This window comes from Paraburkholderia phenazinium (genome assembly GCF_900100735.1).
GTDB lineage: Bacteria > Pseudomonadota > Gammaproteobacteria > Burkholderiales > Burkholderiaceae > Paraburkholderia > Paraburkholderia phenazinia.
In genome coordinates this window covers 565393-586326 of sequence record NZ_FNCJ01000001.1, presented here as the reverse complement: position 1 = coordinate 586326, position 20934 = coordinate 565393, and the positions used below count along the sequence as shown (strand labels likewise).

Sequence of the window (20934 nt, the reverse complement as noted above, 5' to 3'; positions counted from 1 at the left end):
TCCGGAAAATGTCTAAATTCGGTTGAACTGTTTGCTTAGAGGACTGCCGCGACCGAAGTCAGGGCAACCGTATTACCGTTGGACAGCACGAGGCTCGGTGCGCCGCCCGTACCCTGCACGACGCTCTCGACCGTACCCGGGGTCAGCGTGGTGCCGGTGCCGGCTGCGCCGTTGATGGTGCCGGTCGCCGAGATCGTGTACGTGCCTGCCGGCAGCGCGGCGCCCGTCGAATCGACCGGTGTCCACGAAACCGGCACCGTGCCGGCCGGTTGCGCGCCCAGGTCGATCGTGTTGACGATCTTGCCGGCCGAGTTGACGACGTTGATCTTCATGTCCGACGCCGCGGCCGCGATCTGCACGCCGAACTCGTTGGTCTTGCCGCTTGCGACCGTGATCGAGCTGCCCGGAGCGAGCACGCTCGAGCCGATCAGCATGGCGGCCTGCGAGGTCTGGCCTGCGTTGAGCTGGGTCGCCAGCGAGGTCAGCGAGGTGTTCAGCTGGCTGATGCCCGTCACCGTGTTGATCTGGGCGAGCTGCGAAGTCATCTGCGAGCTGTCCATCGGGTTGGTCGGGTCCTGGTTCTGCAACTGCGTGACGAGCAGTTGCAGAAAGGTGTTCTGCAGCGACGAACCCGAATTGGCCGAACTGCTGGCAGTGCTGCTCGACGCGCTGGTCGCCGAGTTCGTGCCGTTCATCGTATCGAGCAGCGTCTGCGAGACCGTCGTCCCGTTGTTGCCGATTGTGGTTGAGCTGGTCAAGGAAGTGCTCCTCAGGTTCCGATCGTGAGAGTTTTCAGCATCAACTGCTTTGCCGTGTTCAGGGTTTCGACGTTCGCCTGGTACGCGCGCGACGCCGAGATCATGTTGACCATTTCTTCCACCGGGTCGACGTTCGGCATCGTGACGTAGCCGTTCGCGTCGGCCGCGGGGTTGCCCGGGTCGTAGGTGGTCTTCATCGGCGACGGGTCGTCCACCACGCCGGTCACCTGCACGCCGCCCACCTGCTGGCCGGACGCGGACCGTGCGCCACCGATCGGGTTGACCGCGAACACGACCTGCTTGGCCTTATACGGCTTGCCGTCGGGGCCTGTCGTACTGTCGGCGTTCGCCAGGTTCGACGCCGTCACGTTGAGCCGCTGCGATTGAGCCGACATGGCCGAACCGGCGACGGTGAAAATATTCATCAGGGATGGCATGGCTTCTCCGACCTCTCCTGCCGGCAGGTTCCGGCGTGGTTGATTCCCGTAGGCGTGGTTTTTAGCGGTTACATCCAGCGTGTGCGGGTCGCCGCGTCATGGCTCGATCAGGAGCCCGACGTGATCGCCGACAGCATCGTTTTGATCTGGTTCGACACTTCCGTCATGGTCGATTCGAAATGCAGCGAGTTATCGGCGAACTGCACGCGCTCCGTGTCGAGGTCCACTGTGTTGCCGTCGAGTGCCGGTTGGGTCGGAATGCGGTACTGCAGTTGGCCGTAGTCGTCGCTCGGGCCGCCCGTGGCGATCAGGCTCGCCTTGCCGGCCATGTGGCCCGACTGGGTCGAAGCCATCGTCATGCCGCTCGTCACGCCGGCGGGCTGGCTCATTGCCAGCGTCGAGTTGTTCGATGCGCCCGTGCCGGTGGTGCTTCCGCCAGACTTCCTCAATGCGCCCGCGAGGGTCGACGAAAAATCGACGTCACGCGCCTTGTAGTTCGGCGTGTCGGCGTTCGCGATGTTCGAAGACAGCAGCTCCTGCCGGTACGAGCGGACATCGAGCGCCTGACGGCCAAAAGAAAATTCGGCATCGAGTTTGTCGAGCATGGAAATCTCCGGATAACGTTCCCGCATCTGGCGCGCGCTGCAGCGAGCACTCCACCTGCGGCCACCCAAAAGGGCTTTTTGCATGTGATGCATCTTAGGCGGGCGATGCAAGCGGCAATCGTCGGAATAACCGGGGAAGGTCGCCTCTATTCAACGCTTGCGGGTCGAGCCGCGTCACTAGAATGCAATCCGTACCCTTGCCTCATGCTGGAGATTCGCGATGGCCCGATCCACTTTCGATGTGCCGCAGCCGCTGCGCCGCATCGTTGCGCGCCGCACTGCCGCCTGGCTGCTGTGCGCGGTGGCCGGTGCGTGGAGCGCGCCCGCGGCGCTCGCCCAGAGCGCCGACGGTCCGATCGTGATTCCCGGTCCCGGCGAACAGAATCCCGCGGATCTCGCGCGCATGACACAGATGGCGACCAGCAGCCGCGCATTGGCGCCGCAGATGGCGCCTTCCGCTCCCGCGACTGCGCCCGTCACGGACCGCTTTACCGCGCTGGCGAACGCCAGCGGCGCGATCGTGATTCCGGGCACCGGCGAGGCTTCCGCACCTAACGCTCCGACGACGGTTACTGCGCCGCAGGGCGCTGCGGCGAACACCGCCGGCCTGAGTCGCGTGAATCTGAATCCGGCGCTGGCGGCAAGCCAGGTCATGCCGGTGATCGTGACGTCGACGCCGCCGCGTGCGGCCTATGCCGGCGCGGTGCGGCCCGTGAATGCCGCGCCTGCCATGGCGCCCAGCGCCGCGTCTGCCAGCAACATCGAAATCGACAGTCTCGCTTCGCGCGGCGAGCCGCCCGAACTGGGCGCCAGTGCGCCGAGCCGCGCTCCTGCTGCGCGCAATGCTGCGCAGGTCGTCGTGGTCAATCCGGCGCCGCAGACGGCCCGCGGCGCGGCGGCAGCGCAAACGGCTCAAGCGGCTCAAACAACCCAGGCCGCGCAACTCGCCCAAGCCGCCCAACCGGTGCCGGCAGGCCAGCAGGACGGCGAGACGATCCGCGCCGTTGCGGTGGATTTCCTCAAACAGCAGGCCGTCGGCCTGCCGGGCCATGTCGAGCTGACGGTGGCGCCGGCCTTCCCGCGCGGCCTCGCGGCCTGCGCCACGCTGCAGCCGTTCATGCCGAACGGCGCACGCATGTGGGGCCGCACGACGGTCGGCGTGCGCTGCGCAAGCGGCCATCCGTGGACGGTGTGGCTGCAGGCAAAGGTCTCGATCCGCGCCACTTACTATGTCGCGGCACGCGCCATGCTGCCCGGCGAAGTGGTCTCGGCAGCCGATCTGGTCAGCCGTGACGGCGATCTGACGCTGCTGCCCATGTCGATCATCACGGATCCCTCGCAGGCGATCGGCTCGGTCACGCTGATGCGGGTCGGCGCCGGTCTGCCGCTGCGTCAGGACATGTTGAAGAACGCCGCCCAGGTGACGGCGGGACAGACGGTGCGGGTGGTGGCGCAGGGCGACGGCTTTGCGATTTCGTCGGAAGGCAGCGCGCTCAGCAGCGCGACGCCCGGCCAGCCGGTCAGGGTGAGAACCACGGCCGGCCAGATCGTCACGGGAGTCGTAAAGGATAGCGGGACGGTCCAGATCCAGATGTGATCCGGACCTGAAAGCGGGGGTGGTGGCTGGGTTCGTGCGGAAAGCTGACCGGCGGAGCCGTTACAAACGGATACACCGATTGCGCTAAAGTTTGGATTCTTGAATGCCGTTATAAGAATCAAATCGCACAGGAAGCCAATCGTGAAAATCGATTCCACCACCAACACCAAGCCGGACAGCCTGACGGGCAGCGCCTCGCGCGCCCAGCAGGACAGTTTGGCTCCGGCGGCTACCACCGCCCAAGGCGCGGCAACCACCGCGCAAGCCGCCACCAGCTCGGGTGGCGACGCGAACGTGAGCCTGTCGGGCTTGTCGTCCGATCTGCGCAACCTGGCGGCATCGGGTTCGGCGGATATCGACACCGCTCACGTCGAATCGATCAAGGCGGCCATCAAGAATGGCACGCTGACCATCGACCCGGGCAAGATTGCCGACGGCGTGCTGGAAACGACACGCAGTCTGCTGCAAACGAGAGCCCCGGCGACCGGCAATTAAGGCTGGACGCCGTCAGGCGACACCTTGAAACCCGACCCGCGCGCCATGCGCGGGCGCTGTGAGAGCGAGTTGTGATGAAAGACGCGCTGCTGGCAACCGTTATCGACGAATACGCGACGATCGAGGAATTCGCCTCGGTGCTGGTCTTCGAACAGAAGGCGCTGACCCAGGTGGATCCGGCCGAGATGCTGCGGCCGATCGTCGAGAAGAAAACCGAACTGGTCGGCAAGCTGGCCTCGCTGGAGAAGATCCGCGACACGCAGCTCGCCGAAATGGGCCTGCCGGCTGGCCCGAGCGGCATCAAACTGGCCGCCGGACGCGATCCGAAGCTGGCGGCGCAATGGTCGCTGCTGCAGCAATCCGTGGAACGGGCGCACCGCTCGAACAAGCTCAACGGCGTGCTGATCCAGACCCGCATGGAATACAACCAGGGCGCGCTCGACGTGCTGCAGGTTCGTCCGCCTAAGCCTTCGCTGTATGGGCCCGACGGGCGCGTGCCGGGATTCGGCGCGCTGTAAGCAAGCCTTAAGCGGGGCGTCTGCGAGATCTGCGCCCCCGCTCCCACTCTGCTTTACCCCCTCCTCTGCGCTCTATCCCCGCTAGCTCCACTGCAAAAAAACGCCGTCACAAGGACGGCGGAAGTCGCGTTGGGTCGATGCACGCCAACGATGCTAGATCGTCGGCCGCCCACCGGTGTCATTCATTCGGCTTCCGCCTTGGCCCACGCCATCTCGCGCAGGCGCGTACGCAGCCGCGCAACCGCCTGGCTATGCAGCTGGCAGACCCGCGATTCGCTGACTTCCATCACCGCGCCGATTTCGCGCAGGTTCATGCCGCGCTCGTAGTACAGCGACATCAGCAGCTTCTCGCGATCCGGCAGACGTTCGATCGCGTCGACCAGCGCCGCGCGCAGGCTTTCGTCGAGCAGCGCCGAGAGCGGGTCCGAATGGTCGACGCAATAGCGGTCGAGGAACGGCTCGTCGTCGGCGGAGCGATCGAAGTCTTCGTAGTAGATCAGCTGGCTGCCGTGCAGGTCCTGCAGCATCGACTGATACTCGTCGAGCGGCATCTTCAGGTGGCCGGCAATCTCGGTCTCGCTCGCCGAGCGGCCCAGCGTCTGTTCGACCTGATGCACGGCCGTCTCCACCTCGCGCGAGGTGCGGCGCAGGCTGCGCGGCAACCAGTCGTTGCTGCGCAGCTCGTCGAGCATGGCGCCGCGAATCCGCTGGCTCGCATAGGTTTCGAACTGCGCGCCCTGGTCTTCCTTGTAGCGGCTCGCCGCGTCCAGCAGCCCGATCATGCCGGCCTGAATCAGGTCGTCCAGATCGACGCTCGCCGGCATCTTGGCCACAAGCTGCAAGCCGAGCCGCCGCACCAGCGGCGCGTACTTCGTCAGAACCTCGGCTTGGGAAATCTTTCCCTGAGCGTTATACATCGTGCTCCCCTTGTCCGCACCGCGCCTTCAGGCGTGCTGCGCAGACGGTTGGTCGGCGTGTTGCGCCGCTGTTACTGTCGTCGTCGGCGCCACCCAGTGGTGCCGTGACGACATCGCTGGCCGCATCGGCCAATACTGCAATTCGGCGGCAAGATGCCGGTAATCGCGCGCGGCGGGTGTCGACGGAAACGCGTCGACCACGCAGCGCGACAGTTCCAGCGCCCTCGCCATGCGCGGATCGGCGGCGATACAGCCCGCATCTTCCAGCGACACGGTCAGATAGCGTCCTGCCACCCCCGCCAGGTTTTCGAACGCGGTATGCGCGTCCGTCACGCTCTGCACGTGATTCACCAGCACCCGGAACTGCCCGAGGCCGTGTGCGTAGTGCAGGCGCTTCATGCAGGCATACGCATCGGTGATCGCCTGCGCGGCGACGCGCGTGACGATCATCAGGTCGTGCGCCTGCATGGCCAGCGCCGAGAGCTGGCCGAGTTCGTCGAGCTGCGCGTCGATCAAGACGACGTCAGCCGGTCCGTCCAGCACCGTGCCCAGTTGTGCCGCGCTGTAGCCTTCGCGATTGCTGCGCGAGGCGGCCAGCACCGAAAAACCCAGTGCATGGTGTGCGACGGCGGCTTCAAGCGGCATCTCGCCGCGCATCACGGCGGCAAAATTGCCCGCGCCGCGCACGCCGCCGAGCATCGCGCTCACGGAGTAATCGCCAAGGCACTCGTCGATCACGAGCACGTCCTTGCCCTGTTCAGCGAGCGCCGCCGCCAGATTGACGACGGTCGTGGTGCAGCCGACGCTCAGCGAGCCGCCCGTCACAGCCAGCACTCGCGAACCGCTGCGCGCCAGCAGGCGGCGCAGTCCTTCGGCCTGATCCGAGACGAATTTATCCAAAGCGGACCTCGTGCAGTTCGGACGTCGAGCGCGCCGAGAGCGCCGAAAGCAAAGCCGGAATGTCGTCGTCGTGCGGCACGAACGGCGAACTGTCGCGCGGAATGCAGAAGGCGCTCTTGATCAGGAATTTCCGGGTCGCGACGTACAGGTTCTCGGGCACCTTCTGACCGGTCGACACGTAGTGCACCGGCAGCTTGTAGCGGATCACCGTGTCGAGCACACCGCCCAGGTTGGTGGCCTCGTCGAGCTTGGTCAGGATGCAGCCGGCGAGCGGCTGTTGATCCGGCGCGCGCTGGTAGGCCTGCACAACTTCGTTGAGCGTATCGCCGTGGCTGGTGGCGTTCAGCAGCAGCAGGCGCTGCACCGGCTGTCCGGCGCGGCACAGCATGGCGATCTGGTCGGACACGAGGCGGTCGCGCTGGCTCATGCCGATCGTGTCGATCAGCACGATGTGCTTGTTGCGCAGCTCGGCGAGCGCCAGTTGCAGATCGGCGCCATCCTTCACCGCATGCACCGAGACGCCGAGGATCTTGCCGAAAATACGCAGTTGCTCGTGGCCGCCGATCCGGTAGCTATCGGTGGTGAGGAGCGCCACCTTGCTGGCGCCGAAGCGCATCACACAGCGCGCGGCGAGCTTCGCCGTGGTGGTCGTCTTGCCGACGCCCGTCGGGCCCATCAGCGCGAACACACCACCGCGCTCCATCAGCGCGTCTTCGTTTTCCATCACCGGCAGGTTCGACTCGAGTACGTTGCGCACCCAGTCCATCCCGCCTTCCATGTTGTCGATTTCGGCCGGCAGGTTGTCGACCATCATCTGCACCAGTTGCGCGGAGAAGCCCGCCGCGAACAGGTGCTTGGTGAGCGAGGCGCGCGCCGGGCTGCGGCGCTGGCGGTCGGCCCACAGCAGGCCTGCGAAGTGTTCCTCCATCATGCCGCGCATCGAGGAGAGCTCGCTCATCACCGTTTCGTTGACAACCTGCTCCATGCGCGCCTTGATGGCTTCGGTGACGCTGGCCGTGGTGTTGCTGGCGGCGGCGCGGGCCTCTTCCGTCGAGCTGAGCTTCTGGGCGGCGCGGCGCGCTGCCAGTTGGGCCGCTTCGCGAGCCCAGTCCGGGGTGTCGGGGTGAACCGCCGGCTGGCGGGCGCCGACCTGAATTTCCACTGGGGCGCCAAGGCCCTTGGCCATCGCGGCGGCCGGCGTCATCGACGACGGGCGGGCGCTGTAGGCGCCCTGCTGCTTGCCGGCGATGCTGCGGGCGTGGTCGATCAACCAGGGGTTCGACTCTGCCATGGTGCGCGGCGCCACCGGGGCGATCGGTGCGAACGGCGTGGGCGGCACACCAGCGGCCTTGAGCACGTCGGCGCGGATGTCGTCGCTCGAACGCGGCACTTGCGGCATCGGCGCGGCGGGTTGTGCTGCGCTTTGAGCCGGGGTTTGTGCGGACACGGCTTGCGGCGCAGGTTGGCTTTGCAGCGTGTGGCCGGTTTCCGGCAGCAGCGGTGCAGCGTGCGCAGAGGTTGCCTTCGACGCGGCGCCGGCCGGCAGTTCAGCGGCGCCTGGCGTGGCGGGCGGTAGAGCGGGTGCTGCGGCGGGCGCCGCTGCAGCATGCGCAGGCGAGTTGCTCGACGACATGCTCTCGGTACCGGCTTCCGGGCTCGCGCCGAACACCGACGAAAACACGTCCGGCATGCCGCTCGCGTAGGGGTTCGCCTGCATCGGCGGCATGCTGCGGGGCGCCGGTGCCGACTGGCCCAGCGCGGGCGCCGCGCTGCTCGCGCCGTCGCGCGACTTCGGGGTGATCTTGGCCAGATCGCTATCCGCAAGTGCAACGATTTCCACCGTGCCGTCCTCTATCGTGCGGTTCGACAGCACGACCGCGTCCGGGCCCAGTGCCTCGCGAACGAGACGCAGCGCATCGCGACTGGTAGCACCGACAAATTTACGAATGTTCAAGCTGGACCCCCGATGAGGTTTACGGACCGGCAACATACCGCTTCCCATTGAGATCGATTATTGCGAAAGATGTCCACGGACGATCGGTTGATAAAGGCCGGGAAAGGTAGGCAATTCGCGTGATGGAGGCGGGGGGAGGCGCGAGGAGATGCAGGGTACGAGCGAGGGCGGGCAGTATGCCGGAGTCTGCCGGAAACGACTTGATTCGAGCGCTCCCGAGACCCGATTTGTCCGGAAACCAGGTGATTCTCCGCGGCTTTCGCCCGGAACGGGCCGAAATGAGAAAGCCCCTGTAAGTCGTTGACTGACAGGGGCGATTTTTCGGAATCAAAACAGCTCAAGCGGCAGGCCAGGCACTGAGCGCCGGTTCACCAATAAGAGCCGCCGCGCGGCAGCAGCGGACGAACCGCTTACCCCTGCCCGCCGATCTGATTCACCACCTTCACGTTGCGGGTGTCGGGCACTTCCGCATACGACAGCACCTTCAACTGCGGCAGGCTGCGGCGCAGGAAGCGCGCGAGCATCGGCCGCAACGAGTGCTGCACCAGCAGCACGGGCGCGAGCCCAAGGTTCTGTTGACGCGTCATCGCCTTCTGCGTCTCGGTCAACAGCGTATGGGCGAGGCCCGGTTCGAGGCCTGGGTTCGGACCGGTCGAGAGCGCCTGCGACAGCACACGTTCGAGGTTCGAATCGAGGCCCATCACCTGCATGTCGCCGTTGCCGGGGAACCACTGCTGGGTGATCGCGCGGCCCAGTGCGAGGCGCACGGCGGCGGTCAGTTCGTGCGGGTCGCTGACCTTCGGCGTGTGTTCGGCGAGCGCTTCCAGAATGGTGCGCATGTCGCGGATCGGCACGCCTTCTTCCAGCAGGTTCTGCAACACCTTCTGCAGCGTGGTGAGCGAGAGCGACTTCGGAATCAGATCGTCGACCAGCGACGGCGTGTCCTTCTGCATCCGTTCGATCAGCGCCTGGATCTCGCGGCGGCCGAGCAGTTCGGAGGCGTGCGTGACCACCAGGTGGTTCAGGTGGGTCGCCACCACCGTGCTCGAATCGACCACTGTGTAGCCGTACACCTGCGCCTGCTCGCGCAGGTTGGTATCGATCCAGATCGCCGGCAAACCGAAGGCCGGATCCTGAGTCGGCGTGCCCGGCAGCGCCGCGCTCACCTGACCCGGGTTGATAGCCAGCCACTGGCCCGGATAAGCCTCGCCGACGCCCACTTCGACGCCCTTCAGGGCAATCCGGTAGCCGTTGGGCCGCAGCTCCAGGTTGTCGCGGATATGGATCACCGGCGGCAGGAAGCCGATTTCCTGCGCGAACTTCTTGCGGATGCTCTTGATCCGCTTGAGCAGTTCGCCGTCCGAGTTCTTGTCGACGAGCGGGATCAGCCGGTAACCGACTTCGAGGCCGAGCGTGTCGATCATCGTCACGTCTTCCCAGCTTGCCTCGGTGTTCTCGGTCGGCGTGAGCGCGGCCGGTGCGACATCGACGAGCGCCGCGGTGTTCTTCATGTCGGCGGCGCGCTTCTTCATCATCCGGCCAAGCTGGATCAGGCCACCGCCCAGCAGCAGGAAGGCGAAGTGCGGCATGCCGGGAATCAGGCCCATCAGCACCAGAATGCAGCCCGTGATGACCAGCACGCGCGGGTTGGTGAACAACTGCCCGGTCAACTGGGTGCCGATGTCCTCGTTGGTCGCCACGCGCGAGACGATCACACCGGCGGCCGTCGAGATCACCAGCGACGGGATCTGCGCGACGAGGCCGTCACCGATGGTGAGCAGCGTGTAGACCTTGCCGGCCGCGGCAAAATCCATGTCATGCTGGACCACGCCGACAATCAGGCCGCCGATGATGTTGATCACCATGATCAGCAGGCCGGCAATCGCATCGCCGCGCACGAACTTGCTCGCGCCGTCCATCGAGCCGTAGAACTCGGCTTCCTGGCCGACTTCCAGACGGCGCTTGCGCGCCTGGTCTTCGTTGATGATGCCGGCGTTCAGGTCGGCGTCGATCGCCATCTGCTTGCCGGGCATCGCATCGAGCGTGAAGCGCGCGGACACTTCGGCGATCCGGCCCGCACCCTTGGTGATCACCATGAAGTTGATCACCATCAGGATGATGAACACCACGATCCCGACCGCGAAGTTGCCGCCCACGAGGAAGTGACCGAACGATTCGATCACCTGCCCGGCCGCATCCGGGCCGGTGTGGCCTTCGAGCAGCACCACCCGGGTGGATGCCACGTTCAGCGACAGGCGCAGCAGCGTCGAGAACAGCAGCACGCTCGGGAAGGCCGCGAAGTCGAGCGGCTTCATCGTGTACATGCTGACGAGCAGCACCATCACGGACAGCGCGATATTGAAGGTGAACAACAGATCCAGCAGAAACGGCGGCAACGGCAGAATCATCATGCCGAGGATCATCACGATCAGCACCGGACCTGCGAGTGCGCGCAGGTTGGTGCTGCTCAGTGCATCCGGCCGTCGGGCCAGGAAACCGGCGCGTGCGTTCATGCGGAGGCTCCAGGTGCCTTGTCATCGTTAAGGGCTTCGGCGGCTTCTTCGCTCGCCTCTTCGTCGGATACCGGCCCCTTGTCGAGGTCGGCCGGCACGTCGAAGTCTTTCGGTGCAACCGGCGCCACGCCGCCTTCGGTCTTGAAGCGGCGCAGTTGATAGACCCACGCCAGCACTTCCGCAACCGCACCGTACAGCGGGCCGGGAATTTCGCGGTCGAGCTCGACGTTGTGATACAGCGCCCGCGCGAGCGGCGGCGCTTCGAGCAGGGGCACGTTGTTCTCTACCGCCAGCTCGCGAATCCGCGCGGCCACCAGGTTCACGCCCTTGGCGACCACCTTCGGCGCGCGCATCTCGCCGTCGCTGTAGCGCAGCGCCACCGCGAAGTGCGTCGGGTTGGTCACGACCACGTCGGCTTTCGGCACGTTGCTCATCATCCGGCGCCGCGCAATCGCGCGCTGCTGCTGACGGATGCGCCCCTTCATCTTGGGGTCGCCCTCGCTTTCCTTGTGTTCCTGCTTCACTTCTTCCTTCGTCATCCGGAGCTTCTTGTGGTAATTCCAGATCTGATACGGGACGTCGAGCGCCGCCACAAGGAACATGCCCGCCACGGTCATGCCACAGCAGACCGCAATCAGGTGCCCCGCGTTGGCAAACGCCACGGTGAGCGGCTGGGTAGCGAGCGCGACGATCTCGTCGTGGCGGTTCCAGATCGACATTCCGCCAATCAGGCCCACCACGAGGGTCTTCGCGAGCGACATGCCGAGCTGGATCGGCCCGTTGATCGAAAAAATCTTGCCGAGTCCGGCGATCGGATCGAGCCGGCTGAAATTGGGCTCGAGCGATTTGGACGATACATGCCAGCCGCCCAGTGCGAGCGGCGACAGCAAGGCGGCGAGGCCGGTCATGGCAAGGATCGGCAGCAGCACATGCAGCGCTTCGAGGCTGGCGGCACCGGCGCCGATCAGCATGCGCCGGGTCTCGAAGACGCTCTCATGATTGAACGTAAAGGCGCCGCGCAAGATCGACTCCAGGTGATCGCCGATCATCCCGGAAAAGGCCCACACGCCGTAGAAGCCGGCCGACAGCAGCGCAAACGAGACCAGCTCCCGCGAACGTACGATCTGCCCCTCTTCCCGCGCCTTTTCGAGGCGCCTGGGAGTGGCTGATTCGGTTTTTTCGAGGTCGCTATCCCCTGCCACGCAGCTCTCCAGACGGTAACGGCACCATGCCTATTTCTAGTGAGAGCGATTATTCCCGCAGAACTCAAGCCACGATCGGGGGATAAGGGCGGGGAAACGGCGGTATTTCGGGAGATGGGGAGATCAGACGCGCCCGAGGTGAGTGGGATATCTCGGGGACGCGAGTTGCCCCGCGGACCAAGGTTACCGGGGCGCGAGTACCGGTTGGGAGTCCGTCCACCCATTCCGGCGCAGCGCTGCGCGGAACGGGTGGTTCGGCCCTGGTGCTGGGCTTGCCGCCAGGCTTTGGCTTGGCGTTTGTGCCTGGGACAGGAGCGACGCTTCAGCCAAGGACCTTGGCCCGAGCCTTAAGCCCGGGTCCCGGCCAAGTCACGGCTCTCGCTCAATAGCCGACGTACGGCGTTTGAGTGCCGCCGATCACCGTCTGGTCGATGCCAAAGTACATATAGCGGCCGTAGAAGAACGGCAAACCGATATCGAAGCTGTTGGCCACGCCGGTCTGCCCGGCCAGGTCGTTGAACGCGTAGTTGTTGCCGTTGCTGAACAGGGTCGCCGCGCTCAGGATGCCGACATTGGCCGTGGCGGACGCGCCGTTCAGCCCCACCACGTTGACCGAGCGCGTCTGCCCCGAGGTCGGGCAGTAGAACCCGCTGTACGCACTGCCGCACAGCGGCAACGTGCTGTCGGCGAAGAAGTACGCGTTCGAACCGGAATCGAAGAACGCCTGCAGCTTCGTGCCATTGAACGTACTGTTGTTCAGGTCGCCGAACGCATCGGTCGTGAACGTCTGCGCCGCCGCGAGCGTGTTGTTCGACTGCGTGCCGATCCCGAACACAAGGGTGCCGGTGGCCGACCCGGCTCCGCTACTCGAAATGGGCGGCATCTGCACGATCACGCCGTTGTTGTCGACGGCGAAGCGCGAGACCGGGTTCGTCACCTGATTGGCAATGGCGACCTGGGTAGTGGTGCAGCTTGAGCCGTTACACGCGTAGTAATTGCTGTACTGCGCGGCCGTGGAGGCGTTCGCGCAAGTGGCGCCACAATCGACCGGCGCCACGCCGATGCCGATAATGCCGTTGGCGCCGAGCGCGCTGGTGGTGTTCTCTTCGGCGCCGCTGGCGCAGCCGGTCGGCACGCTGCCGGCCGGCATGTCGCCCAGCACCTGGATCGGGGTGCTCGAAGCGGTCTCGCCAGCAATCTGTACCGTGGCCGTACGCACCGAGCCCCACGAGTAGCCATCGGCAAAATTGGTACACTCCACCAGCTTGTTCCCATTCGGCGCGGTTGCCGTGGGCAGCCCGCTCTGCAGCGACGAATTCAGCACACTGTAGACCAGGCGCAGCCCGTACGAGCCGGTATCCACCTGCACATTGGGAATGGTCTGGCAATTGCTCGTGCCCGGCACGCAAACCGTCACCGACACGGTCGGGATGTTGATGACGCTCGCCACGCCCTGGGCCACTGTCACCGTCGCCGTGTTCGCGGCGGTCGGTGCGATCGGTTGCGCCGACGGGCTCGCCGGCAAGCCGCCGGTCGAGTTCGAAGAACTCGAGTTACTACTGCTGTTGTTACTGCCGCCGCCCCCACCGCCGCATGCCGCCACGAGCGACACCAGCGCGACCGTGGCCGCCACCTGCAACCATCCCTTGAGCTTTACTGCACCTTGCATGGCTCGTCTCCCGCCCGTCTCTGTCACTGGATGTCGGTACCGCTGACGCCGGCAGGCAACGCCTGCGGCAGCCACGCCTGACCCGCGAATGCGCCCATATGGCCACCGGAGTGGACCACGAGGCTGCCCTGTTCGACCGCCACGGGGCCATGTCCGCCGCGCGCCGCCCGCACGGCTTCGACGCCGGCGAGGTACTGCGGGAAATAGGTGCCGAGCAGATCGTTCAGATTGGGCATTTGCGGCCCGCGCCAGGCGAGGCCGAACACGGTGCCGTCCGCCGCCAGATACTCGCGTACGACGGTGCCGTTGCCGAGCGTCGTCTCCCGTACGGTGTACGAGGACGGGGCGCTGGCCGCGGACGCAGCGCCTGAAGCGGCGTGCATAACGGCGGCAGATGAAACGGTTTGGGTAATGACTGAGGCGCCGGCAGGCGGCGTCATCGGACTGCCGCCCAGCGCCGCATGGGCGGACTGAACGGCGGGCACAACACAGGACAATCCAAGCGCTGTCATGAGGACAGCACGGCGTACACGGCACGGCATGGCGAGGCTCCTCCCGGTCGATTGCGCAACGGCCCAAGCATCGCATGGGCGGCACGCATTTACCAAGATCATACGGCACGGCAGCACTGCCTCGCAGGAAGGATTCTTCGAGGAGGCGTTGGCCGCTATGCGCGCCAGCTTAGAAGCCGAGGCTCGCCAGCAGATCGTCGACCTGCGATTGATCCTGCATCACGTCGGCCTTGCCTTCCGGGTTGATCTGCGGCCCGTTCAGCAAGCCTTCCGGGCTGCCGGTCGACGACGGCTCGGCCGCCAGCGCCGCAGCGGTCGCCGCGAACTGCTCGCGCCGCTCGAGCGCGATGTTCTCGATCAGCACGCCGAGCAGTTGCTGCTCGATCAGGTACACGACCTCGGTGATCTTCTTGATCACCTGACCGGTCAGATCCTGAAAATCTTGCGCCAGCATAATCTCGAGCAACTGGGAGTTGGTTGCCGTGGTCACTTCGGGCACGCCGCGCAGGAAGGTGCGCGTATCATTCATCAACGCGCGCACTTCCTCGCGCTCGATCGGCGCTGCATACCATTGTTCCCAGCGCGCATCCAGCACGGCTGCGTCCTGTTGCAACTGCTCCTGCATCGGCTTCGCCACTTCGATCGCGCTCAGCACCTTTTCGGCGGCCTGCTCGGTCATGTTGGCGATGTACTTGAGACGATCGCGCGCGTCGGGTACGGCTTCCGCCGCCCGCTCGACGTGCTTGTCGATCCCGAGTTCGCGCATCGAGTCGCGCAAGGTGCGGGTCAGTTGCCCGATGCGAGCGAGGATGCGGTCGCTTGCAATATCCCCGCCGCCGTCGTGTGCGTCGACGGCTGCCGCGTTGGTCGGCTGGTTCACGTCAGCTCCCGGCTTTCGCCATCTTCTCGAGAATCTTGTTGAGCTTCTCGTCGAGGGTCGCCGCCGTGAACGGTTTGACCACGTAACCGCTCGCGCCGGCCTGAGCCGCCGCGATGATGTTTTCCTTCTTCGACTCCGCCGTCACCATCAGCACCGGCAGGTGCGTGAGGCTCGCGTCGGCGCGGATTTCCTTGAGCATCGCCAGGCCGTCGAGGTTCGGCATGTTCCAGTCGGAAATCACGAAGTCGTACGCGCCGCTGCGCAGACGCGCCAGACCTGCTGCGCCATCTTCCGCCTCGTCGACATTCGAGTAGCCCAGCTCTTTCAGCAAATTGCGCACAATCCGGCGCATCGTCGGAAAGTCATCCACAACCAGAATCTTCATTCCCTTATCCATTTCAATTCCCTTTCCCTTATCCCAGATGGTGCCGCAAGTGTGTCGACCAGAGTTCGCGCTTTAACGCGTTACTCTGGTCCGATGCATGACGCTTGCGCTCAGGCACCGCGCATCATACCCGCTGTACGCGATCGCCCATCGACGAGAGGCGCACCATGACGCGCCGGCTCATCTCGGGCAACGAGGCAATCTCGTCGGCAGCGCCCAGCGCGATGGCCTCGCGCGGCATGCCGAACACGATACAGCTCGCTTCGTCCTGCGCAAGCGTATACGCGCCTGCTTTTTTCATCTCCAGCAGTCCGGCCGCACCATCGCGGCCCATCCCCGTGAGGATCACGCCTACCGCGTTCTTGCCGGCGTGCTGCGCGGCGGAACGGAACAACACGTCGACAGACGGACGATGCCGGTTGACCGGCGGGTCGTCGGACAGGTGTGCAATATAGTTCGCGCCGCTACGTGCTAGCAACAGGTGAGCGTGGCCCGGGGCAATATAGGCATGTCCCGGCAACACACGTTCGCCGTGCTCTGCCTCTTTAACGGTAATTCTGCACAAGCCATTAAGGCGTTGCGCAAAAGATTTCGTAAAGCCCGGCGGCATGTGTTGCGCGATCAGCACCGCAGGTGCGTCGGGCGGCAGCGGCACCAGCACTTCGCGGATCGCTTCGGTGCCGCCCGTCGAGGCGCCGACGATGATCAGCTTTTCCGTACTGAGCAGCGGATTGTTGAAGTTCGGCGCCGGTGCGCTCGCTGGCGCGCCCGCGGCGGCAGGCGTGCCGGCGTGCTGCACCGGGGCCGCCTGGCGCACGCGCGCACGGGCAGCGGCGCGCACCTTGTCGGCGAGTTTCTCCGAGTAGTCGAGCATGCCGTCGCGAATCCCGACCTTCGGCTTGGTGACGAAATCCACCGCGCCCAGTTCCAGCGCGCGCAGCGTGATTTCGTTGCCGCGCTCGGTCAGCGACGACACCATCACGACCGGCATCGGCCGCAGGCGCATCAGCTTCTCGAGGAAGTCGAGACCGTCCATGCGCGGCATTTCGACGTCGAGCGTCAGCACGTCCGGATTGTGCTGCTTGATGAGTTCACGCGCGACCAGCGGGTCGGGCGCGGTTGCTACGACGGTCATGTCCGGCTGGCCATTGATGATTTCCGTCATCAGGCTGCGGATCAGCGCCGAGTCGTCGACGCACAATACCTTGATCTTTTGCACAGCTCTCACGCCTCCTCGGCAGTTCTGGCGTTGTTTGAATTAATCGGGCGCGGGGTTGCGCCAAATAGCTCGATGCGCGGCCTCGTGGCCGCGGTGCTCGTTCCTGCTCCCGTGCCGGCGGTCGAGGCTGCGCCAAACAGTTCGACCCGTGGCCGCGCCGGCACGGCGGCGTGGCTCGCCGGCGTGGCGAACAACTCGACCCGCTCGCGGGCCCGCGCGAGCCGCTCGGCACGCTGCTCGGAGGTCTGCCGGGCGAGCGCCTGCTCGCGTTCGGCCACCCCCGCTTCCTGCTGCAGGCGCAGCTTTTTCACCATCACCTGGCCGGTACGCGGCATGAAGGCCACCTTGCGTGGATGGCCGCCTTGCAGGTCCTCGGCGACGATACGTATTTTTTCGAGCGCCAGATAGCGGCGCACGAACTCGGAATTGCGATCGCCGATGTTCATCGTCGTCATGCCCGCCAGCACCGCCGCGCCGCCGAACACCTTGGCTTCGAAGCGTTCGCGCCGGCCACCGGCCTTGATGAGCTCATTGATCAGCACTTCCATCGCATAGGCGCCGTAACGCATCGAGTCCGAGGCGGCGTGGCCGACATCGGCGCCGTCGTCGGGCAGCATGAAGTGGTTCATGCCGCCGATGCCTGCGGTACGGTCCTGAATGCACGCCGCCACGCACGAGCCAAGCACGGTGACGAGCACCATGTCGTCGTGGGTCGTATAGAACTCGTTCGGCAACAGCTTCACGCCGGGGCGCTGGAAGTGGTTGTCGTAGTAGAGATTGGTGGCGATGGGCAAGCCGCTGCTCATACGCTCACCCCACTAGTCGACGAGTGGGCGGACGTAGCCGCACTGCGTTGCGGGGCGCGTGCAGCGACGGCGCCAGCGTCGCGGGTCAGCTCATAGACGGTCTGGCCGCGCAGGCGGAACGACTGCGTGACGTAAGTGAAGTTCTCCGAGTGGCCGGCGAACAGCAGGCCGCCCGGCTTCATCAGCGGATCGAAGCGCGACAGCACCTGCGCCTGGGTCGGCTTGTCGAAGTAGATCATCACGTTGCGGCAGAAGATCGCGTCGAACTGCGAGCGCAAACCGTAATCGCGGTCCGTCAGGTTTAGTTGCTGGAAGCGGATCATCGCACGCACTTCCGGACGCACCTTCACCATTCCGGCGTGAGCGCCGGTGCCCTTCAGGAAGAAGCGCTTGAGGCGCTCGGGCGAGAGATGCTTGACCTGATCGAACTGATACATGCCGGCCTCGCCCTTGGCGAGCACCTGGGTGTCGATATCGGTGGCGAGCACGGTGGCCTGGCGCGCGGCGCTGTCGCCGAGCGCTTCGATCAACGTCATCGCGATCGAATACGGTTCTTCGCCCGTCGACGCTGCCGAGCACCATACCGAGACCGGCGACTGCCGCTTGGCGACGAAGTCCGCGAGGATCGGAAAGTGATGCGCCTCGCGAAAAAACGCGGTCAGGTTGGTGGTCAGCGCATTGGTGAACGCCTCCCACTCGGCCGGATCGTTCTCCGACTCGAGCAGGTCGAGGTATTCCCTGAAGCTGTCGAGACCCCGCGCACGCAAACGCCGCGCGAGCCGGCTGTACGCCATGTCGCGCTTGTGGTCCGACAGTGAAATGCCGGCGCCGCGGTGGATCAGTTCGCGAATGCGAGCGAAGTCCGCCGAGGTGAATTCGAAATCACGTCCCTGGTCGCCGGCTTTCGCCGGCTCTGCCTTGTCGGAACGATGCTGTGCGCGCGTTGCCATCATGATGTTTCCTGCCTGCGATACGAAGCGTCCCGCGTAGGGACTTGCACCGCGGGATCGCGCCCGCCCGCGAATGTTTCCAACCGGCCCACGGCCCGAATCACACCTTGTGAGCGTGCTTCAATGAATCGCCGGTACTGCGGCGAGGAGCCGAAAGCCTGCATAGCCGAATGCCATTCCTTAAAACGTTTCCCAGTCCGCATCCGAGCCTGCCGAGGCAGCACTCGTTGCGGCCGGCCGTGCTGCGGGTTCGGCCGCACCTGCCGAAGACTTCGGCCTGAGCGCGGGTTCGGTGCGCGCCGGTTGAGCGGTGCGCGGCGCATCCTGTTTGCTTGCCGGTGCTGCGGCAGCCTGAGCAGGCGCCGGAGCCGGGGCCGTTATGGCTTTCGGTGCGGGCGCGGCGGACTGCGCACGCGGCACGGTCTTGCTGCGTGCCGCCGGTGCGCTGCCGCGCGTGGCAGCAGCAGCGCGCTGGCCGCCATCCACCCGCCAGCCGCCGACCACCGTTTGCAACTGGCGCGTCTGCTCTTCGAGCGACGCCGCAGCCGCGGCCGCCTCTTCGACGAGCGCTGCATTCTGCTGCGTGACTTCGTCCATCTGCACCACGGCGCGGTTGACCTGCTCGATGCCGGTGGACTGCTCTTCCGACGCGGCGCTGATCTCACCCATGATGTCGGTCACGCGGCGCACGGCCTGGACGATCTCTTCCATCGTCGAGCCCGCCCGGCCCACGAGCGCCGAGCCGCTTTGCACCTTGTCGACCGAGTCGCCGATCAGCTCCTTGATTTCCTTGGCGGCGCTGGCGCTGCGCTGCGCGAGGCTGCGCACTTCGCCGGCCACCACTGCGAAGCCACGGCCCTGCTCGCCCGCACGGGCCGCTTCGACCGCCGCGTTGAGCGCGAGGATGTTGGTCTGGAAGGCGATGCCTTCGATCACGCCGATGATGTCTACCACCTTGTTCGAGCTGGTGGCGATGCCCTGCATCGTATCCACCACCTGGCCCACCACGTCGCCGCCGCGAGTGGCGATATCCGAGGCGTTGACCGCGAGCTGGCTCGCCTGGCGGGCGTTCTCGGCGTTCTGCCGCACGGTGCCGGTCAGTTGCTCCATGCTCGAGGCGGTCTGCTGCAGCGATGCGGCCTGCTGCTCGGTGCGCTGCGACAGATCGGTGTTGCCCATGGCGATTTCGCGCGCGCCGGTGTCGATCGATTCGGTGCTCGTGTGCACCGCCTTGACCATCGTCGCGAGGCTCTCCTGCATCTGCTTGATGCCGCGGAACAGCCGTCCGATCTCGTTGGTGCTGAACACGTCCACCTGTTGCGTCAGGTCGCCCGCGGCGATCCGCTCGAAGCAGATCGTCGCGTCATGCAGCGGCTGCACGATCAGGCCACGCAGTGCGACGCGGATCAGCACCACCAGCACCAGCGCGAACAGCCCGACTGCGATGATCAGGGTCGTCATCAGCGTGACGTTCGACTGGGCTGCGGTCTGCTGATCGGCAGCACGTTGCTGCAAGGCCTTCACGACCGTCGAGGCAGAGTTGTCGTAGGCGATGAAGAGCGGGCTGATCTTGGTATCCGCAATCGCGTGAAAGCCCGCCTGGTCGCCGGCGCGCAGCGCGGCGAACTCCGGCTCCACGCCGTCGTGCATCACCGTTGCCCGACGCGCCAGCAGGTCGTCGAGCAGCGCCTGGTCGATGCCGGTCTTGGGCGCATCCACAAACGCCTGCCAGCTCTCGTTACCCTTGGCGAGCAGCTCCTGGGCCCGGTCCAGCACCGTCTTCGCTTCGTCGGCGTTGCCGGCGGCGGTCAGCGTGTTGTACCGGTCGACCGCGAGACGCGAGCGCAATAGATACGCCGACGCATCGTCGAGTGCATGAATCGCCACCAGGTCGCCCCGCGCAATACCGTCGAGCGACTGGCTGGCGCGGTTCAGCGCGGTTAGGCCGAGCGCGCCGACCACGATCGTCAGCGCCACCAGAACGATCCCGACCACGGTCAACGACGTACGAATCGACCACCTGCTTAGCATCTTGATGCTCCCTGTTGTCCAGTCATATGCACGCTGGCGGCACTTAGCCGCCGAGCGACTCGATCAATGCCATTTCACGGCTGGTCATCAGCTTTTCGATGTCCATCAGAATCAGCATGCGGCCGTCGACCGTGCCGAGACCCGTGAGGTACTCGGTCGTGAGCGTCGCGCCGAATTCCGGCGCCGGCATGATCTGATCCATCTGCAGCGTCAGCACGTCCGACACGCCGTCCACCACCATCCCGACCACGCGATGCGCGACGTTCAGGATGATCACGACGGTCTGGTGGTCGTACTCGACGCGGCCCAGATGAAACTTGATGCGCATGTCGACGATCGGCACGATGATGCCGCGCAGATTGATCACTCCCTTGATGAAATCAGGTGCGTTGGCGATGCGCGTCACGCTGTCGTAGCCGCGAATTTCCTGCACCTTGAGAATGTCGATGCCGTACTCTTCCGCGCCGAGCGTGAAGACGAGAAATTCCTGACCGCCGGCGTCTGCCTGCAGCGCGTCGCGGCGGCCATTCGTACCGCTCGCGTTTGCGACGCTCGAATTGTTGGATTGGACTTCTGCCACGTTAGC

20 protein-coding genes are annotated in these 20934 nt (G+C 65.4%); 3 read left to right on the top strand and 17 right to left on the bottom strand.

Translation table 11 applies throughout. The annotated features are described in order from the left end of the window. Positions 1 to 35 precede the first annotated feature (35 nt). The 3 genes from BLQ92_RS02645 to flgB all read right to left on the bottom strand — a co-directional run bounded on the left by BLQ92_RS02645 (position 36) and on the right by flgB (position 1800). Positions 36 to 758 (bottom strand): flagellar hook assembly protein FlgD, encoded by a 723-nt coding sequence (locus tag BLQ92_RS02645; RefSeq protein WP_090681391.1) that lies wholly within the window; start codon positions 756 to 758, stop codon positions 36 to 38. A gap of 11 nt (positions 759 to 769) precedes the next feature. Further along, a complete protein-coding gene (flgC, locus tag BLQ92_RS02640; RefSeq protein ID WP_090681388.1) occupies positions 770 to 1195 on the bottom strand; it encodes a flagellar basal body rod protein FlgC in 426 nt (141 codons plus the stop codon). Between the two features lie 107 nt (positions 1196 to 1302). Further along, positions 1303 to 1800, bottom strand: coding sequence for a flagellar basal body rod protein FlgB (gene flgB / locus BLQ92_RS02635; protein WP_090681887.1), 498 nt, complete (start codon positions 1798 to 1800; stop codon positions 1303 to 1305). A gap of 220 nt (positions 1801 to 2020) precedes the next feature. Between flgB and flgA the strand changes: the two genes are divergently transcribed. The 3 genes from flgA to BLQ92_RS02620 all read left to right on the top strand — a co-directional run bounded on the left by flgA (position 2021) and on the right by BLQ92_RS02620 (position 4410). Continuing rightward, complete coding sequence (gene flgA, locus BLQ92_RS02630) at positions 2021 to 3397, top strand: flagellar basal body P-ring formation chaperone FlgA (protein ID WP_090681384.1); 1377 nt, start codon at positions 2021 to 2023, stop codon at positions 3395 to 3397. A gap of 141 nt (positions 3398 to 3538) precedes the next feature. Then, complete coding sequence (gene flgM, locus BLQ92_RS02625; RefSeq protein WP_090681381.1) at positions 3539 to 3892, top strand: flagellar biosynthesis anti-sigma factor FlgM; 354 nt, start codon at positions 3539 to 3541, stop codon at positions 3890 to 3892. 74 nt (positions 3893 to 3966) lie between these two features. Next, complete coding sequence (locus BLQ92_RS02620; protein ID WP_090681378.1) at positions 3967 to 4410, top strand: flagella synthesis protein FlgN; 444 nt, start codon at positions 3967 to 3969, stop codon at positions 4408 to 4410. Positions 4411 to 4592: 182 nt separating this feature from the next. Here BLQ92_RS02620 and BLQ92_RS02615 read toward each other — a convergent pair whose 3' ends face one another. The 14 genes from BLQ92_RS02615 to cheW all read right to left on the bottom strand — a co-directional run bounded on the left by BLQ92_RS02615 (position 4593) and on the right by cheW (position 20928). Further along, positions 4593 to 5327, bottom strand: coding sequence for an RNA polymerase sigma factor FliA (locus BLQ92_RS02615; protein ID WP_074301307.1), 735 nt, complete (start codon positions 5325 to 5327; stop codon positions 4593 to 4595). A gap of 27 nt (positions 5328 to 5354) precedes the next feature. Continuing rightward, positions 5355 to 6227 (bottom strand): MinD/ParA family ATP-binding protein, encoded by an 873-nt coding sequence (locus BLQ92_RS02610; protein WP_090681374.1) that lies wholly within the window; start codon positions 6225 to 6227, stop codon positions 5355 to 5357. After that, on the bottom strand, positions 6220 to 8181 hold the full coding sequence (flhF, locus tag BLQ92_RS02605; protein ID WP_090681885.1) for a flagellar biosynthesis GTPase FlhF: 1962 nt from the start codon (positions 8179 to 8181) through the stop codon (positions 6220 to 6222). Before flhF ends, BLQ92_RS02610 begins: the two co-directional genes overlap by 8 nt. Positions 8182 to 8591: 410 nt before the next feature. Beyond that, a complete protein-coding gene (gene flhA, locus BLQ92_RS02600; protein WP_090681371.1) occupies positions 8592 to 10694 on the bottom strand; it encodes a flagellar biosynthesis protein FlhA in 2103 nt (700 codons plus the stop codon). After that, positions 10691 to 11896 carry a flagellar biosynthesis protein FlhB gene (gene flhB, locus BLQ92_RS02595; RefSeq protein WP_090681368.1) on the bottom strand — a complete coding sequence of 402 codons (1206 nt, stop codon included), beginning with the start codon at positions 11894 to 11896 and terminating at the stop codon, positions 10691 to 10693. Before flhB ends, flhA begins: the two co-directional genes overlap by 4 nt. Positions 11897 to 12278: 382 nt before the next feature. Beyond that, a complete protein-coding gene (locus BLQ92_RS02590) occupies positions 12279 to 13565 on the bottom strand; it encodes a DUF3443 domain-containing protein (protein WP_090681366.1) in 1287 nt (428 codons plus the stop codon). Between the two features lie 23 nt (positions 13566 to 13588). Further along, the gene (locus tag BLQ92_RS02585; RefSeq protein ID WP_090681363.1) at positions 13589 to 14107 is read right to left on the bottom strand and encodes a DUF2844 domain-containing protein; all 519 of its coding nucleotides are present in this window, start codon (positions 14105 to 14107) and stop codon (positions 13589 to 13591) included. A gap of 139 nt (positions 14108 to 14246) precedes the next feature. Further along, a complete protein-coding gene (gene cheZ / locus BLQ92_RS02580) occupies positions 14247 to 14957 on the bottom strand; it encodes a protein phosphatase CheZ (protein WP_090681360.1) in 711 nt (236 codons plus the stop codon). Position 14958: 1 nt separating this feature from the next. Next, a complete protein-coding gene (cheY, locus tag BLQ92_RS02575) occupies positions 14959 to 15354 on the bottom strand; it encodes a chemotaxis response regulator CheY (RefSeq protein WP_090681358.1) in 396 nt (131 codons plus the stop codon). A 112-nt stretch (positions 15355 to 15466) separates the two neighbouring features. Then, positions 15467 to 16561 (bottom strand): protein-glutamate methylesterase/protein-glutamine glutaminase, encoded by a 1095-nt coding sequence (locus tag BLQ92_RS02570; protein ID WP_175771952.1) that lies wholly within the window; start codon positions 16559 to 16561, stop codon positions 15467 to 15469. Between the two features lie 5 nt (positions 16562 to 16566). Beyond that, positions 16567 to 17367: a chemoreceptor glutamine deamidase CheD gene (gene cheD / locus BLQ92_RS02565; protein ID WP_090681352.1), complete on the bottom strand. Its 801-nt coding sequence runs from the start codon at positions 17365 to 17367 to the stop codon at positions 16567 to 16569. Beyond that, entirely contained in the window at positions 17364 to 18320 is a 957-nt protein-coding gene (locus BLQ92_RS02560; protein ID WP_090681350.1) for a CheR family methyltransferase, read from the bottom strand. The genes cheD and BLQ92_RS02560 overlap by 4 nt, the downstream gene beginning before the upstream one ends. Before the next feature lie 177 nt (positions 18321 to 18497). Beyond that, complete coding sequence (locus BLQ92_RS02555) at positions 18498 to 20348, bottom strand: methyl-accepting chemotaxis protein (RefSeq protein WP_090681347.1); 1851 nt, start codon at positions 20346 to 20348, stop codon at positions 18498 to 18500. Between the two features lie 43 nt (positions 20349 to 20391). Further along, a complete protein-coding gene (cheW, locus tag BLQ92_RS02550; RefSeq protein WP_090681344.1) occupies positions 20392 to 20928 on the bottom strand; it encodes a chemotaxis protein CheW in 537 nt (178 codons plus the stop codon). Positions 20929 to 20934 lie beyond the last annotated feature (6 nt).

Excerpts from the sequence above, each read along its gene's own strand:
- flgC (WP_090681388.1), bottom strand. The coding sequence starts at position 1,195 with ATGCCATCCCTGATGAATATTTTCACCGTCGCCGGTTCGGCCATGTCG.
- flgB (WP_090681887.1), bottom strand. The coding sequence starts at position 1,800 with ATGCTCGACAAACTCGATGCCGAATTTTCTTTTGGCCGTCAGGCGCTC.
- flgA (WP_090681384.1), top strand. The coding sequence starts at position 2,021 with ATGGCCCGATCCACTTTCGATGTGCCGCAGCCGCTGCGCCGCATCGTT.
- BLQ92_RS02620 (WP_090681378.1), top strand. The coding sequence starts at position 3,967 with ATGAAAGACGCGCTGCTGGCAACCGTTATCGACGAATACGCGACGATC.
- BLQ92_RS02615 (WP_074301307.1), bottom strand. The coding sequence starts at position 5,327 with ATGTATAACGCTCAGGGAAAGATTTCCCAAGCCGAGGTTCTGACGAAG.
- flhA (WP_090681371.1), bottom strand. The coding sequence starts at position 10,694 with ATGAACGCACGCGCCGGTTTCCTGGCCCGACGGCCGGATGCACTGAGC.
- BLQ92_RS02590 (WP_090681366.1), bottom strand. The coding sequence starts at position 13,565 with ATGCAAGGTGCAGTAAAGCTCAAGGGATGGTTGCAGGTGGCGGCCACG.
- BLQ92_RS02585 (WP_090681363.1), bottom strand. The coding sequence starts at position 14,107 with ATGCCGTGCCGTGTACGCCGTGCTGTCCTCATGACAGCGCTTGGATTG.
- cheY (WP_090681358.1), bottom strand. The coding sequence starts at position 15,354 with ATGGATAAGGGAATGAAGATTCTGGTTGTGGATGACTTTCCGACGATG.
- cheD (WP_090681352.1), bottom strand. The coding sequence starts at position 17,367 with ATGAGCAGCGGCTTGCCCATCGCCACCAATCTCTACTACGACAACCAC.
- BLQ92_RS02560 (WP_090681350.1), bottom strand. The coding sequence starts at position 18,320 with ATGATGGCAACGCGCGCACAGCATCGTTCCGACAAGGCAGAGCCGGCG.
- BLQ92_RS02555 (WP_090681347.1), bottom strand. The coding sequence starts at position 20,348 with ATGCTAAGCAGGTGGTCGATTCGTACGTCGTTGACCGTGGTCGGGATC.